This window comes from Pseudomonas sp. YuFO8, from assembly GCF_035065025.1.
Classification (GTDB): Bacteria; Pseudomonadota; Gammaproteobacteria; order Pseudomonadales; family Pseudomonadaceae; genus Aquipseudomonas; species Aquipseudomonas putida_AE.
The window spans coordinates 41749-56593 of sequence record NZ_JAXDEQ010000016.1; the positions used below are offsets into that span (position 1 = coordinate 41749).

The 14845-nt window shown below is 56.1% G+C and carries 16 protein-coding genes; 3 read left to right on the top strand and 13 right to left on the bottom strand.

Features of this window, described 5'->3' with window-relative positions; genetic code table 11:
- Nucleotides 1-45: 45 nt before the first annotated feature.
- The gene (locus tag SOP95_RS16125) at nucleotides 46-951 is read right to left on the bottom strand and encodes a universal stress protein (protein ID WP_323607658.1); all 906 of its coding nucleotides are present in this window, start codon (nucleotides 949-951) and stop codon (nucleotides 46-48) included.
- Between the two features lie 224 nt (nucleotides 952-1175).
- Here SOP95_RS16125 and SOP95_RS16130 point away from each other — a divergent pair, with 224 nt between their 5' ends.
- Nucleotides 1176-1739, top strand: a complete 564-nt coding sequence (locus SOP95_RS16130; protein WP_323607595.1) for a GNAT family N-acetyltransferase — start codon at nucleotides 1176-1178, stop codon at nucleotides 1737-1739.
- A 53-nt stretch (nucleotides 1740-1792) separates the two neighbouring features.
- Here SOP95_RS16130 and SOP95_RS16135 read toward each other — a convergent pair whose 3' ends face one another.
- The 4 genes from SOP95_RS16135 to SOP95_RS16150 form a co-directional block, all read right to left on the bottom strand.
- Nucleotides 1793-2716, bottom strand: coding sequence for a universal stress protein (locus SOP95_RS16135; RefSeq protein WP_323607596.1), 924 nt, complete (start codon nucleotides 2714-2716; stop codon nucleotides 1793-1795).
- Nucleotides 2717-2820: 104 nt separating this feature from the next.
- Nucleotides 2821-4059 (bottom strand): MgtC/SapB family protein, encoded by a 1239-nt coding sequence (locus SOP95_RS16140; protein ID WP_323607597.1) that lies wholly within the window; start codon nucleotides 4057-4059, stop codon nucleotides 2821-2823.
- Nucleotides 4060-4104: 45 nt separating this feature from the next.
- Nucleotides 4105-4347, bottom strand: coding sequence for a hypothetical protein (locus SOP95_RS16145; RefSeq protein WP_323607598.1), 243 nt, complete (start codon nucleotides 4345-4347; stop codon nucleotides 4105-4107).
- 40 nt (nucleotides 4348-4387) lie between these two features.
- Nucleotides 4388-5461: an NAD(P)-dependent alcohol dehydrogenase gene (locus tag SOP95_RS16150; RefSeq protein WP_323607599.1), complete on the bottom strand. Its 1074-nt coding sequence runs from the start codon at nucleotides 5459-5461 to the stop codon at nucleotides 4388-4390.
- 272 nt (nucleotides 5462-5733) lie between these two features.
- On the opposite strand from SOP95_RS16150, the gene SOP95_RS16155 reads away from it, so the two are divergent.
- Nucleotides 5734-6654: a universal stress protein gene (locus SOP95_RS16155; RefSeq protein WP_323607659.1), complete on the top strand. Its 921-nt coding sequence runs from the start codon at nucleotides 5734-5736 to the stop codon at nucleotides 6652-6654.
- Between the two features lie 113 nt (nucleotides 6655-6767).
- Nucleotides 6768-6956 carry a hypothetical protein gene (locus tag SOP95_RS16160; protein ID WP_323607600.1) on the top strand — a complete coding sequence of 63 codons (189 nt, stop codon included), beginning with the start codon at nucleotides 6768-6770 and terminating at the stop codon, nucleotides 6954-6956.
- Between the two features lie 419 nt (nucleotides 6957-7375).
- Here SOP95_RS16160 and SOP95_RS16165 read toward each other — a convergent pair whose 3' ends face one another.
- From SOP95_RS16165 to SOP95_RS16200, 8 genes are all read right to left on the bottom strand, one after another.
- On the bottom strand, nucleotides 7376-7567 hold the full coding sequence (locus tag SOP95_RS16165; protein WP_323607601.1) for a hypothetical protein: 192 nt from the start codon (nucleotides 7565-7567) through the stop codon (nucleotides 7376-7378).
- A gap of 52 nt (nucleotides 7568-7619) precedes the next feature.
- On the bottom strand, nucleotides 7620-8528 hold the full coding sequence (locus SOP95_RS16170) for a LysR family transcriptional regulator (RefSeq protein ID WP_323607602.1): 909 nt from the start codon (nucleotides 8526-8528) through the stop codon (nucleotides 7620-7622).
- Between the two features lie 35 nt (nucleotides 8529-8563).
- Nucleotides 8564-9289, bottom strand: coding sequence for an SDR family NAD(P)-dependent oxidoreductase (locus SOP95_RS16175; RefSeq protein ID WP_323607603.1), 726 nt, complete (start codon nucleotides 9287-9289; stop codon nucleotides 8564-8566).
- A gap of 24 nt (nucleotides 9290-9313) precedes the next feature.
- A complete protein-coding gene (locus SOP95_RS16180) occupies nucleotides 9314-10237 on the bottom strand; it encodes an NAD-dependent epimerase/dehydratase family protein (protein ID WP_323607604.1) in 924 nt (307 codons plus the stop codon).
- Nucleotides 10238-10246: 9 nt separating this feature from the next.
- Complete coding sequence (locus tag SOP95_RS16185) at nucleotides 10247-11077, bottom strand: polysaccharide deacetylase family protein (RefSeq protein ID WP_323607605.1); 831 nt, start codon at nucleotides 11075-11077, stop codon at nucleotides 10247-10249.
- Nucleotides 11078-11087: 10 nt separating this feature from the next.
- A complete protein-coding gene (gene speB, locus SOP95_RS16190) occupies nucleotides 11088-12044 on the bottom strand; it encodes an agmatinase (protein ID WP_323607607.1) in 957 nt (318 codons plus the stop codon).
- 62 nt (nucleotides 12045-12106) lie between these two features.
- Nucleotides 12107-13531, bottom strand: coding sequence for an APC family permease (locus tag SOP95_RS16195; protein WP_323607609.1), 1425 nt, complete (start codon nucleotides 13529-13531; stop codon nucleotides 12107-12109).
- A gap of 365 nt (nucleotides 13532-13896) precedes the next feature.
- A complete protein-coding gene (locus tag SOP95_RS16200) occupies nucleotides 13897-14808 on the bottom strand; it encodes a LysR family transcriptional regulator (protein WP_323607610.1) in 912 nt (303 codons plus the stop codon).
- Between the last annotated feature and the right edge of the window lie 37 nt (nucleotides 14809-14845).

A 14845-nucleotide genomic window follows, 5' to 3' on the forward strand; every position in this document is an offset into this window, starting at 1 on the left:
CTCCAAATGACGGGAAATACGACGCAAACCGCTAATGGTCAGGCGTCAGCGATTGGCCCTGACTGCCAGAATGCTGCCAGGCACAGAGTACAGTGCTCGCTCCGTGTTACTGCCGATTAGCCGGTCGACACCCGTGCGATGCACGGTGCCCATCACCACGACGTCGGCCAGGTATTGCTCGACAAACTCACTGATCACCGGCACCGGCAACCCCATGACGAAATGCCGACGTTCCGGTGGCACGCCATAGCGCTCCGCCAATGCAATAAACGCCTGGTGCAAGGATTGGCGCAGTTCCTCGATCAAGTCCACGCCCCAACCGCCACCGGCCAGTGGTGCGTCGCTATTGAAAGCGGGTGATAAATCGTAGGCGTAAAGCAGGTGTAACGGCGCATCGCATTGCAGGGCCAAGGCGTTCGCCGTCTGGATGATGGTGTCGTTCAATCCGCTGATATGTGTCGAAGGGTCGAACGGGTCGACTGCCGCGACAACCCTGTGAGGCAGGCTGTAGCGGACTTGGTTGACCAAATGCACAGGGATCGGGCACTCACGCAACAAGTGGCAATCAAGTGGGGTAATAAACACCCGCTTGAGCACGGGCTCAAGGCTGACATCTTTGATCAACAGTTCGGGTTTGAGATCTTCGACTGTCCTCAGAATGTCCTGCAGCGGATGAGTGGTAAAGACGGCTTTGACCGTTACCTCAAGCCCCAGCTCGCTGAGCCGATCCAACTCTTCGACCTCCCAGCGGCGGTAGCGACGCAAGTAGCGCTGATGCTCTGCGTCGTCGACTTTTTCTTGCCATAAATGCACCGCCGGCGCCGGGTCGACAAAGGCCCGCACATCCAGCACGGCCCCGGCCGTCTTAGCCAATGCGACGGCACGCAACTGGGCAGGAGACTGATGCAGGGTTGGGTCAGCGATCAGCAGAAAACGTTGATATTGCCCCATCACACACCTCCGCTCGACACCGGTCATAGATTGCCGGCATGGTTGAAGACTGCGCGTCATCCCTTCGTGCGGTTTGATTTACATCAAGCACAAGCAAATCAATGCCACCGACACCGGTGTCTGATCCAGATCAGATTCAAGCATCGACCGCGGTGTAGAAAGGATTCAAGCGTGGCTCTTTTGCCGCGAGCCAATCTTTCAAACCGCACTGGAGGAAACACCCCATGCTTACCGTCAAAGACCACAATGATCGGGCTGCAGCCGCCTACGCTGCGGTCCACGGCCAATACTGGATCGAAGCACTCAGGGACGGTCGCCATGTGCTGATTCGACCGCTGGCGGAAAAGGATCGTGACCGTGAATATGCCTTCATCAAACGACTGTCTCCCGAATCCCGACACATGCGTTTTCTCGCGCAGATCAATGAACCCGGCGCTGCGATGCTCAATCAATTGATGGACACTGACAATAAACAGCGTGTGGCCTATATCGCCCTGGTCCATGACAACGGGCAACTGGTCGAAATCGGCGTCAGCCGTTTCGCGGCTACCCACGAGCATGAGTGTGAATGTGCCGTCACAGTCGCCGATGAATGGACGCACCTGGGGTTGGGCACATTACTGATGGAGCATTTGATCAAGACAGCCCGCAAAAACGGCTTTCGCCAAATGTATTCAGTGGACTCGTCCAGCAATGCCCCCATGCGCGACCTGGCCAAAGCGCTCGGATTCGAAACGCACAACGATCCAGACGACAGCCGTCAGGTGATCCATCGACTTTACCTGTAGAAAGCCGCCCCGCAATGTTCCGGTCAACGGCTCATCGCGGGGCGATCAAGCCCTCACGATTTCAGCATTTTTCCCGGTTTGATCGCCAGTACACTGCACGGCGCCCGATGCAAAAGTTGTTCGGCCGTAGTGCCCAGTAGTTTGCTCAAGCCCTTGTGCTGCACCGTACCCATGACAATGACATCCATGCGGTACTCGGAGACAAATTCACAAATACTCGGCACGGGGGCGCCCTCTATGAAATGACGACGCTCCGGTGGCACGCCGTGGCGTTCGGCAATGGCCGCAAATGCTTCATGCTGAGCCGATCCCAACATTTCATAGATACCGGAGGCCAGAGGCAGCGCGGCAAAGCCCATGTCCTGGGCGTATATGGCCGTCCAGTCATACACATGCAGCAGTTCAAGAGTGGCACCACAGACTGCGGCCAGTTTCGTCGCCGCGTCGATAATCTGATCGTTGAACACATGGTCCTGATCCTCATTGCGCAACACATCAATGATGGCCAGTACGTTGCGCGGCCGGGCATTCAACGGAGTCGTCACCAGATGCACCGGCACAGGACAATCACGCAGCAGCTGCCAATCCAGCGGTGTGAAAAACACACGCTTGAACGACGACTCTTCCTCTGCGTCCTTGATGATCAGCGTCAGCGGCATCTCATTGATGAAGTTCAGGATCTCCTCGTAAGGATGCTGTACCCACACCACTTCGCTGCTGACCTCGACGCCATGCTTGCTCATCAATCCGGCCTGATCGGCTAGCCATTGGCGATGTGTTTGCAGATAGCCGTCCCGGGCCAGCGCGAATTGTTCCGGGGCGAACAACCCGGCCACTGCCAAGGCCTGTGAATAGTCGAACGCCACGATATGCACTGGCAATTGCATCGCCAGCGCCAACGCCGCAGCCCGGTCGAATGCCGGTGTCCGAGTCATGGCTGAAGGAGCGATCAAGAGTAAACGCTGAGATTGCGACATGGGGTACCTCGGCACTCGGCCATTTCAACTAAGGAGAAGAACCTCAGATTGATTGCTCCCTGTTCCGACCACTTGATCTTTATCAGTTAGACGCACGATCTCAATCAGAGCAAAACCATCCCCGCCCACAACGCCAGGGTCAGCAACACTTGGCCCGGGATCACGTAAGCGGCGAAGTGTCGCCCGCCGCTGACCCACGCCACCACGCATTTGCTGATGGAGTTGCTGCTGATTGCAATCAGCACAGGCCCGACAATGGCATCGAAGGGCAACTGACCGGACTTGGCCAGCGTAGCAATCGACGCCGTGGAGGCGTGCGCATCAGCAAAACCGCTGAACGTGGCCGTCAACATCACGCCCACCTGGCCGAAATGGCTGAGCATCACAGACGAAACAAAGGTGATGCCGGTCATGGTCAATGTGACGATTAGCGCCAGTTTGAGGTTGAACGCCCCACCGACTTCGATCGGCTGGTTGGTCACGGCCGCTGGTTTGGGAAACATCAGGCTTATTCCATATAACGCCGTGGCGGCGGCTCCGGACATCAATGGCCCCCACATATGGCGCAGCAAACCGGGGTCGACCGCCCCCAGGATCAGGCCAACCTGCGTAACGGTAGCCAAATTGGACAGGATCGCGGCCGCGCTCAGGATCTTGATATTGTCCGGCTGCCGGGCGACGAGATGGCCCATGGCAGCGATCGTCATGGTGCTGGAAGCGAACCCGGAGGCGATGGCGCTGATCGCATATCCATAACGGGTTCCCAAGGTTCGAACGGCGATATGCCCAACCGCTCCCACCGCCATAAGCAATACGGTCAGGCTGCAAATAGTGCGCAGATTGATCGCAGCATAGGGGCCGATAAAACGGTCAGGCACCAAAGGCAGCACGACCAGTGCAGCCGTCAAGAGGATGAGGCCGTCACCTAGCTCCGCATCAGTCAATTGGCTGCGGGCAAAGTGGTGAAGCTTCTCTCGATAAGTCAGCAGTCCCGCCAGCACCACGCCGACAGCAATCGCCAGTTCGGGGCTCGTGGCGCACAACGCACCCAGCACTAACACCGTCAACAACGCCACTTCGCTGGTGACCCCGGGATCGTCGCTCAGGCTTCGCCAATAAGCTACGGTGACGAGCAATCCCAAAGCGATGGCCACGATGCCCACCAGTAAACCACCACCGACCTGCATCGCCACATAACCCAGCAACGCCGTAATGGCGAACGTCCGTAAACCGGCACAAGCTCGGGTCTCGCCCTGCCCCTTGTGCCGTTCGCGTTCAAGACCGATGAGCATGCCAATCCCCAGCGCTGCAGCTGCACCTGTCAGCCCAATGGCTGAGTTCATTGGGTTGTCATCTGCTTGAACTGCGCCCTGAAATGGCCCACATCGTTACTCCACGGGGTCGGCGCAAACACGCTTGCCATTGGCGTTAGCCGTTTGACGGCCGGGCATCTGTCTTGCGTCATTTGCCAGACCAGCGCCACTTGGCCAGACATGTGGTGCCGCGATACGTGCCTTGAGCAGGCCCACAAATGCCTGCGCTTCTCCCAGGCTGTTGAAGTTCACTTTAAAGGCATCCATGCACACGACCCAGCAATGGCTTGCCGGTTTCTCCGCGATATCAATGATCATAGAGATCTCCGTATTGCTTCGAGAATCAGCGCGCACAGCCTCACGGCGTAATCGCGACCTTCATGACACCGTCCCGTTGGTGGGCAAACAATTCATAGGCCGCTTCAATATCATCGAGTTTGAAGCGGTGGGTCACCAGCGGCGACAGGTCCACACCACCGCTCTGCACCACCGCCATCAAGCGACGCATGCGCTCCTTCCCACCCGGGCACAGGGTAGTAACAATGCTGTAATCGCCCAACCCTGCAGCAAAGGCGCCAAGGGGAATGCGCAGATCGCTGGAGTAGACGCCGAGGCTCGAGAGTCGACCACCCGGACGCAGAACCCGCAACGCGGATTCGAACGTGCCCTGCGTACCCAGTGCCTCGATGGAAACATCGACACCACGGCCATCGGTCAGCGCCATGATTTGCTCGACCACGTCGCCGTCCCTGAAATTGACGACATGGGTTGCACCCAAACTTCGTGCGACGCTCATGCGCTCGGCCAGAGTATCCACGCCAATGATCGTCGTCGCGCCTTTAAGCCGCGCACCCGCGACCGCGCAGAGTCCGATGGGCCCCAGGGCAAACACCGCAACGGTATCGCCAATATTTACCTCACCCCGCTCAGCCCCGGAAAATCCGGTGGACATGATGTCCGGGCACATCAATACCTGCTCGTCACCGAGCCCATCGGGAATGGGGCATAAATTGCCAAGTGCGTCCGGTACCAGCACGTACTCGGCCTGGCAACCGTCGATGATGTTGCCGAACTTCCAGCCACCGGTGGCGCGAAAGCCGTGGCGGGTATCTGGACCATCCTGTGAACCGCAGCCACACAGGCACGCGTAACTTTGTCCGCTGGGAGTGATGGCACCGGCGATGACCCGCTGCCCTTCGAAAAATCCGCGCACCTGCGATCCCAGCCGCTCAACAACGCCAACCGGCTCGTGGCCCACGGTCAACCCTTTGGCCACTGGATATTCACCGCGCAGGATGTGCACATCGGTTCCGCAAATCGTGGTGGTGGTAATACGGATCAATGCGTCCAGAGGACCGACCTCAGGGATAGGCTTGTCTTCCAGTACGATCCGGTTCTTTTCGACGAAAACAGCCGCTCTCATGGTTGCCATGGTGATCCTCCTTTTCTTATGTATGCCAAGGTCTGTAAGAGCCCAAAGACTGCGCCGGGGAGCCAGACGAAAGATTGATAATGGTCAACAATTTCGACACTGGACCAAGCCCGGACAACCGTGCGTCGGGCAACACCATCCTTTCCCCTCCCTTTGATAAAGATCAAACCCGATGCCCTGCACTGCGGCAGGCTAGGTTCAAGGCTTCACTGCTCAATAACGCCGCAGCCATTGGGGCGAGCGATTGCACCATTACCTACCGGAGATTTGTCATGACTGATCAATCACGTTTCATGCTGGTCGCCTCGCCATTGATGGAAAACAGCCCAGCCTTCGACCGTGCCGCCGCATTGGCCAAAGCTTCGGGCGCCGCCCTGCACATTGTGGCGTTCGATTACCTTGAAGGACTGGCGACAGCCGGAATGGTCAACGAACAGGCACTGGAGCAGATGCGACTGGGCTATGTCGAGCGTCATCGCCAGTGGCTCGAAGACCAGGCCCGCCCCTTGCGCAAGATCGGTGTGCATGTCACCACTGAAGTCGTCTGGGTCGAAAGGCCGTTGCAGGAGATCCTCATTCATCTCAAAGAACAGCCGATGGACGTATTGATCAAGGCCCTGGAGCACGAATCTCTGTTGTCACGCCTGATGTTCACGCCACTGGATATCCACCTGCTTCGCGAATGCCCGGTGCCCCTGCATTTTGTCAGTCATTTGCACAATGTCTTGCCGCGCAAGATCGTCGCCGCCGTCGACCCGTTTCATTCTGATGACGAATACCAAGGCTTCAACGACAGAATTTTGCGTGAGGCCTGCAAACTGGCGAGCACCTGTAATGCAGAACTGGACGTGATCTACGCGCATGACCTCTCAAGCATCAGTGCGGACGAATTCGGTTTCAGTAATGGCTCAGGGTGTTTCTCCTCGGGAAAAGCCAAAACCCTGTTCGACGCGCAGGCTGATGCGTTTCGAAACCTTTCTGAGCGCAACGGTATTCCGCCGGAACACCAGCACATGATCATGGGCAATCCGGCCAAAGTGCTTTCCAGTTACGCGCAGGCCTACGACATCGATGTGATTGTCATGGGACGTGTTGGACATCGAGGCATGGAGCGTTTAATTGGCAGCACGGTGGAGCATCTGCTGTACAAGTTGCCCTGCAGCGTGTGGGTGGTTTCCCCAGAAAAAATCTGAACGATGGATAAAGCCGTATAAAAAATAGGTCATGGGAGAATGAGGAATAAACGCTCAACTGACCGAACCGGCCAAATTGTTTCTTGTGTGCCTGCTGGCATTGGTGCCACGTTATGGCAGCGGAGACAGAAATACCTACTCAATCCTCCTCTAGCCAAGTTACTGCTTCGAATGAGGCGGACGCCAAGCAGGCTTTCCATCAGCGACTGATCAAAGTCCTCGATAAATTCCCTAAAAAATGGGACAGGATCGAGATGCTTGATGGGGGAAAAACCGATGTGCGAACGGCGCTCTACTACTGAGAAGATGCCACGCTGACCAACTACGACGAGGTTGCCAAAGACACTAGATCTGTCGTCAGAGCGATTCTGAAAATATTGTTGGAGGACGGGCACGACCCGTCGAAAGAGTACTACTTCATCGTGACCCATGCTTATCAACCGGCGGGTACTGGCGAGACAGGGAAACCATTGACGCGCAAACTCGGAAAGTTGAGCTATGACCGGGAGGGCGATCAGATCAAGTACCGCGATCCGACTAAATACTAGGTATCAACCGAAATTGGCCGAATTCTGCCAGCGCCGACCGGCTGCAATGGGTCGATTTCGCTAAGTTTCGACAGGCAACAATCGGCCATAAGCAGACTTTCATCAAATCATCGTTTAGATCGACACCACGCAAAATCTGCCCTTACTTCGGCCCAGTCATGCACTCTGCGGAGCTAGAAAACAACGTCCCGGCTTGCTGAGCGAGCTTGAGCCACCTCGTTGCTGGTAATCAGGCCTTCGCGCTCCATGTCGTCAGCAGACCTCAACAGTCTGTAGTACCTGTCCTCAGCGTCGATGCGATTTTCGGACAGAGTAAAGAGCTGTCGCCAGCCGGTAATGGCCAGCTTTCTTTGCGCTTCTTTCATCATGCCACCCACAATTTCTATAGTCGAACGATGGCAGGCCTTGGTTGGAGGCCTACAAATGAAGTTCCGCATGTGCAGTAAGGGCATCGAGAAACCCGCTCACGGTGCCTTTTTGTTCTACGCCTTGGCGGGTGATGCAATGAAAGGCGGACCGATAGCCCAACCTCTGCGGCATGATCGACCTAAGCCTACCACGCTCGACCCAGCTCGCTGCATAGTGGGTGGGTAGGTAGCCAATGTAGGTGTCCGACAATATCAGGAGTGCAATGGCCTCCATGGAAAAGGCACTGACCGCGCTGGCGAACCTAAGCTCGCAAGGTCGTTTATTCTCCGCGACATAGCCTCTATCGACATAGTCAGCCGCACTTAACTCTTCAAAGGTCAGGTTCTGATCCGAGCGCAGGAAAAAAGGGTGGCCGCTGCTGCAGTAAAGATTCTGCTCTTCTTCGAACAGCGCCTGATAGTGAAGTCCGGACAATCGGTGGTGGAACGCACCAATAGCAACCTGTATGCGCTCTTCGAGCACAGCCTGCTCAAGCTCATCGGGACGCATGACATGCAAGTCGATATGGACGCTAGGCTGCGCGGCGCGTAGCTGGGCAATAACAGCAGGTATAGGGCTGTGTGTAAGGGTGATCAGGCTGTCAACCGTGCCGATACGTAACAAATCTCGATGACGCCCACTGAGCACAGCGGTTCTCTGGCGGAAATGCCCGATGTTAGAGAATAGTTCTTGGGCCGCGGCGTATGTTTCTTCGCCTTCTTCGGTCAACTGGAAGCCGCTTTTCCCGCGTTTGCACAATGAGTAGCCGAGTCTGACCTCAAGGTCTCGCACTAGCACGCTGAGGCGCGACAAACTGGTGTTCAAGGGGACCTGTGCGGCAGTAAAGCCTCCGGCATCTACGATCGAGCAGAAAATCCGAAGCATGCGCAGATCCACGTCCGTCAAATTCACCAGCATGCCGCTTCCTCCTCGTTTATGTCGTCCGACAGCAATCAGCCGTTCATCACGCCGCCGCCATTGACGCCGAGGATCTGTCCAGTCATAAAGCTGGCATTATCCGAGGCTAAGAACACCACAGCCGCAGCTACTTCTTCGGCCGTTCCCAGCCGAAGCATTGGGTAACGCAAGGCTTCTTCGCGAATATAAGCTTCGCCCAAGCGTTCGACCATCGGCGTCAATGTGCCACCCGGCGCCACCCCGTTTACCCGAACGCCATCAGCCGCCAACTCTCTCGCCAAAGACTTAGTCAGCGCAATAATCCCACCTTTTGCAGCAGAGTAATGGCAAAGATTAGCGCACCCAAGCTGTCCAAGATCAGACGCTATATTGACGATGGCACCGCTGCCTTGTCGTTTCATCAAGGTCGCCGCCGGCTTGCAGAATAAGAACGCACCATAGAGATGAACACGGATCATTCGATCCCATTCCTCGAAACTCAGCTCAGTCAGAGCTGACTCCTGCAAGAACCCTGCATTGTTAATCAAAACGTCCAGTCGTTCGAGGCCTCCAAACGCGCGTTCTGCGGTTTCGGGGTCCGACACATCGCCTATGGCAAGACGCACCTCCACACCACGCGCCCTAAGCTCATCGGCCAAGGTCAAAAGTGCCGGGCTTTCCTGCAGGTCGTTTAGAACAGCAAGACTACCGCGCTCACCAAGCATATGCGCGACCGCAAAGCCGATCCCTTGGGCAGCACCGGTTACCAGATAAGTTTTCATGAACGTCCTCAAATCTCAGGCAATTTAGTATGGATGCTGCTCAAGCCACTGCGCATACATAGCAATGCCTTCATGCAGGTCAAACCGGGGGCGGTAGCCCAGTTGTTCGATTGCCGCCGAAATGTTGAAACGAGCATTTTCATCCAACACGTCCAAAGTCCCTGGACCGATGCTGAATTGGGAATTGGGGTAGACCTTTTGGACCCGAGCCGCGACCGCGCGATAACTATCCTGTTCACCAGCTGTTACGTTAAATACTCGTTGGCGTAACTGCTCTTCCTGAACAGTTGCGGCCAGTAAGCAGGCATGAGCGACATCCACGACGTGCACGTACTGGAAGCAGTAATCACCACCTTCTTCCTCATGCCAGGGCTCGTTGTCGATTGCGCTTCTCAGAAGGCTTTTGAGATAGCACTGCATAAACTGACCGGGACCATAGATCCAGCCTGGGCGCAGGGACACCACGCTGACCTGGTACAGATCGCTGTAAACCTGTCCCAGCTTTTCAGTGAACACTTTGGTACAACCATACGGAGTGGTCGGTTCAAGAGGCGCTCGTTCATCGACCACGTTCATGTCCCGGTTGGGACCATATGCGCATTCGGAACTGAGGTTGACCACCCGAGAGATATCACTGAGTCGGGCACATTCAAATACATGGGTGGTGCCCAGTACATTAGTCAACACCGTCTGCAGGGGAATGCGCCGCGAGTCGACTGGGTGCGAGATGGCCGCTGTATGAATGATCGCGTCGACTGGACGCCCTTGACAGGTCTCCAACAAGCTCGCCAAGTCGGCAAGGTCACCCTGTACATAGCGATAAGCAGTATGCTCAATGGCGCAAATCAGGCTGCGGTCGTAGCCCACGACTTCATGGCCCTCATTCAAAAGTTGACGCACGACTTCTTGGCCAAGAAATCCGTTGGCCCCGGTTACCAATATGTTCATGAGTCATCCTCAATATGGATGCAACGGCAGTGTTAGATCGCCCGCCTGCCATCGCAAGTAGACATCTTCAGGTGTGCAGATCCAGACGTCGTCATAACAGAGAATTTGTTGGATCAGACGCTCAAGCATGGCGATGCGGGATGGGCGGCCGATCAACTGCGGATGCATGGTCAAAATGAAATGACTTTTGTAGTGGCGCACCCCTTCCAACTCCGCCAACCACATGCGATAGACCTTTTCCGGATCCTCGATAACACCGCCCACTGCAGGCTCCGCCGAATAGGCGAACTGCTCCCAGTCGTCTAGCAACCAGCTAACGGGCAATTCCAGCAGGCTCTGCTCCGCGCTACCTACACGGTACGGCCGGTCATCCCCCATCAAACTGCTATCGCTGTGAAAACCCAAGGCGATGAGCGATTCAACGACGTCCGGAGTTAACTCCCACAATGGCGCACGATAGTCGGTGACGGGGCGATCGATAGTCGCTTCCAGAAGCGCCTTGGAGTCTTTGAGGATCTGCAGATTGTGCTCAGGCGTTTGCTCATCGACACGCTCATGAAAGTAACCGTGGCAGCCAATTCCGTGGCCCGCAGCGGCTATGCTGCGCACCACATCGGGGTCGATCTCCGCTACCCGGGCAGGAATGTAGAACTGCGCCCGAATTCCGTAGCGCGCAAGCAATTCCAAAAGGCGCGGCACACCGACACGGCGGCCATAGGCTCCCATGGATAGCAGTGAGAGCCGGCGGCCGTTAAGACTAGAAGGCTCCCAGCCGCTTTCGGCGTCCAGGTCAAAACTCAAGGTCACGGCAAAACGTTTGTTCTCAGGCCAGGTAGTCATCCCAACCCTCCTACGATCGGCGCTTGATCGAGTCGGCGAGGATGCACAGCAACTCGAACATCATGGTCGCGCCTACCAGCGATGTAGCTCCTCCCACGTCGAAAGGCGGCGAAACCTCGACTACATCTGCGCCGATCAGGTTGAGGCCCTGAAGGCCTCGAATCAGTTGCTGTGCCTCCAGCGTGGTGATGCCACCGATCTCAGGTGTACCAGTCCCCGGAGCAAATGCCGGGTCTAATACATCGACATCGAAGGTGACGTAGGTCGGCTGGTCTCCAACCACACGCCGAGCCTCAGCAATGGTTGCGGCAACGCCAATGTCCGCGAACTCTTCCATATGGATGACACGAATACCGCAATCCTTGGCAAAGTCTTCGTCTTCGGCCGAATAGATCGAACCGCGAATACCAATCTGAACCGTACGTTTAGGGTCGAGCAAGCCTTCTTCGATCGCCCGACGAAAAGGTGTGCCATGGGTGTAAGGGTTGTCACCGAAGTACCGGTCATTGGTGTCTGAGTGGGCATCAAAATGCACCATGCCGATGGGCCGGTCCTTTGCGATGGCGCGAAAGATCGGCAGGGTCACCAGATGATCGCCTCCGACAGACAACGGCACCGTGCCGACTTCATGGACCTGTCGATAGAACGCTTCGATACGCTCGAGCGAGTCAACCAGATCGATCGGATTGACCGGCGCATCGCCTAGATCGCCGACCCGCACCAGGTCATAAGGGGCGATATGGCTGACGTGGTGAACCTTGCGCATCATGCTCGACTGGTTGCGCACCTCGCGTGGACCATGCCGGGCGCCTGCCCGGTTGGTCGTTCCGCCGTCCCACGGTACGCCTAGCAAGGCGATTTGTACGTCCGCCGGATTGGTGAAGATGGGCAGACGCATAAAACTCGGGATGCCTGCAAAACGTGGAATGACGGAGGCATCCATTGGTTGCGGGAAATCATTGGCCATCAAAATTACTCCTGGCTACAAGCAGATTAACTGACGATAAAAGAAGGGATTTCTGGGTAGGCTCATGCCTTCGCCGGCATCGCGCCAACGGTTCTCCGTCGGCGTTTACCCGAGAGCACAATCAGCACGCCGCTAACCAGCGACAGCCCACCGAGGTACCAAGCGGTATAGAGATCCTCCGGGGAGACCGGATTGGCCCCAGCGGTGTAACCGATGTAGGCGAGCACACACAGCGCCAGCAATGCAGGGATAGAAAGCAGCGTTGCGGTGAGCGCCTTGTGTTGTTTCCAGGTCATGACCATGAATGCCGCCAGCGCCGAGATGTAGGACATCACCAGGGTGATCGTGACCACCTCGTAGTACCAAACGATCTTGTCCAGCGGTTTCCACCAGAGCAACGCAATGCCGGCGAGTGACACCAGGCCGAGGGTGAACCACGGCGCCTTGAAGCGGTTGACCACGCGAAATGCACCTGGAAGATGCCCCTCTTCACTCATCCGATAGAGGGTGCGCGCCGACGAGTTGGAGGATATCTGCAGGCCGGCGCACGCTGAGGTAATCACTACGAACAGTGCCAGCCACGCCATGGCCGGTGGCAGGTAGACATTAGCGACAGCCGCGATAGGCCCCCCGTTGCCGTTTTCAACAATGGCAGCCAGTTGCTCCACTGGAACAGCGTATTGCCAGCCGATGGCCGCCAGGCTGTAAATAACGAACGCCGAGGTCAGAACGATCAACAGCGAACGCTGCACAGTGCGAACCGGCACGCGCGCCTCTTCTATGTAGTTGATGGCCGAATCGAAGTTCGCCAGCATCCACACGCCGAACAGCACGCCCGGGCCAATCGCGGCCAGACCCCCGGCGCCTTGCAGGGAATACATCGAGGTAAGCGACAGGTTCTCGACCTGAGGATGGATCAACCCCATGAAACCCAGTCCAGCTACCACGGCAATTTCAAAGATCAGAAAGGTACTGGCGAGCTTCGCGGTCACGCCGACACCGCGCACCGATACCGCGAAGAAGGTCACGATCAACAAGGTGCCGATGATCTTCGCGTTAAGCTCGCCACCCAGCGAAGGAAATAGCGCCTGGATATACTCAGTACCTATCAACGCACACATGGGCGTTACCGCGATGCAGGCTACGGCATAGGTCCAGCCCAGAATGCAGCCGATATCCGGATGCAGGAAACGCGAACAAAAAGTAAAAATGCCCCCCGCCGAGGGTGCCTGGCGCGTCAGCGACACCATGCACACGGCAAGCACCAGCATGGGAAAAAAAAACGCAATCAAGATCGCCAGCGGCGCCTGATGGCCGGAAATCGAATAGAGAATCGACATCGACGAGGCGGCCACCCAGGCCGGTGCGTTGAAGCCCAACGCGGAAAAACTGACGTCCTTGGTGCTGAGCTTTCCCTTATTGAGTGCAGTGTCGAGAACGGTGACTGTACCGTGACGGTCGTAACCGAAAAGTTCGTGAAGTTTCATGATTGTTCCCAGGCTCGTTTTTTATTGGCAGGTAGCGAAATCGCTTCTTGTAGGACAGAGCACTTGAGCAACGCCCGATGGTTGTCGGGTGTTAACGCCAGTTCAAGATAGGCGGCCGGTTGCGCTACACCAATTACCAAAGACGAAAGCTAACTTTTGCAAAACAGCACGGATGAAGTCGCGACTTCGCCGCATCTTTCGGTGCAACACCCAAGCAGCACCGGACTGACCAAGGCCAATCTGTTGAAGATGGGTGAACGAAGCGGCGGATATCTCAGGAATTTTTTGGTTCGATGCGCCAGGATTTACATCCAGTGGCTGGAGGAGAGTTTTTTCAAACAAGGATCGGTGAGGTGTACAGCGTTTTAATCAGCGTTCTGTAGAGACTCGAGAAAGCTATCGAGTATCTGGTTTTGCCTGCGTCCTTTGCGGGTGGCTACGGCCAGTTTGATATCGAAGAAAAGCCGATCAGGACTCAAAGCGACCATAAGGCCCTTCTCTACCCAGGTCGCTGCATAGTGATCTGGTAGAAACCCAATGTAGCTGCCGGTCAAAATGAGAAAAGCAATTCCCTCACGATCAGTTGCCGTAGCAGCACAGTTCAGCAACTGGTGCCATCCAATGGCCTCAGCGGTCATACGATAGCTGGGTACCACAGCATCCGTCTTTCGAAGTTCATCATTGCCCACCTCGCTGGAGTGGCCGAATAGGGGATGCTCGCGACTGCAATACAGGCTTGAGCGTTCCTCGTAGAGCAGGCTGTAATCCAAACCTGACAAGGGTGTGATCAGGGGAAGAGCCCCAATATGCAACCGGCCATCTAGAAGCCGAAGTTCGATTTCGCTGGGTGTGCTCATACAGATGTTGATCTTGACCCCTGAACCTTTGGCGCGAATCGCCTTGAGAGCACGCGTGATGAGCATCCTAGGTTGAGTTACCAGATTGTTCACGATGCCGATATTGAGGTCGCCGCGGAGTTGCTGGTGCATCTCGTTAACTTCGCTACGAAATCCCTCGATGGCTGCAAGTACGGTCTCACTTGCGCGCAGAATTTCTCTCCCTTCGTCCGTCAGAGCGAATCCAGCGCGTCCGCGCTGACACAGCCGCATACCTAAGCGCTTCTCCAAATCGCTCATGTGCAGGCTGATCGCAGATCGAGTGATACCCAGAATACTTTCCGCCGCTGAAAAGCTTCCACACTCGACCACAGTCTTGAAAAGTCGTAAGAGCCGCAGGTCGAAATCACTTACCTGGCTCAGGGGGTTTTTCTTGGGCATACGCAAGTTTTTTCTTAACTGAAGACAAGTACCTATA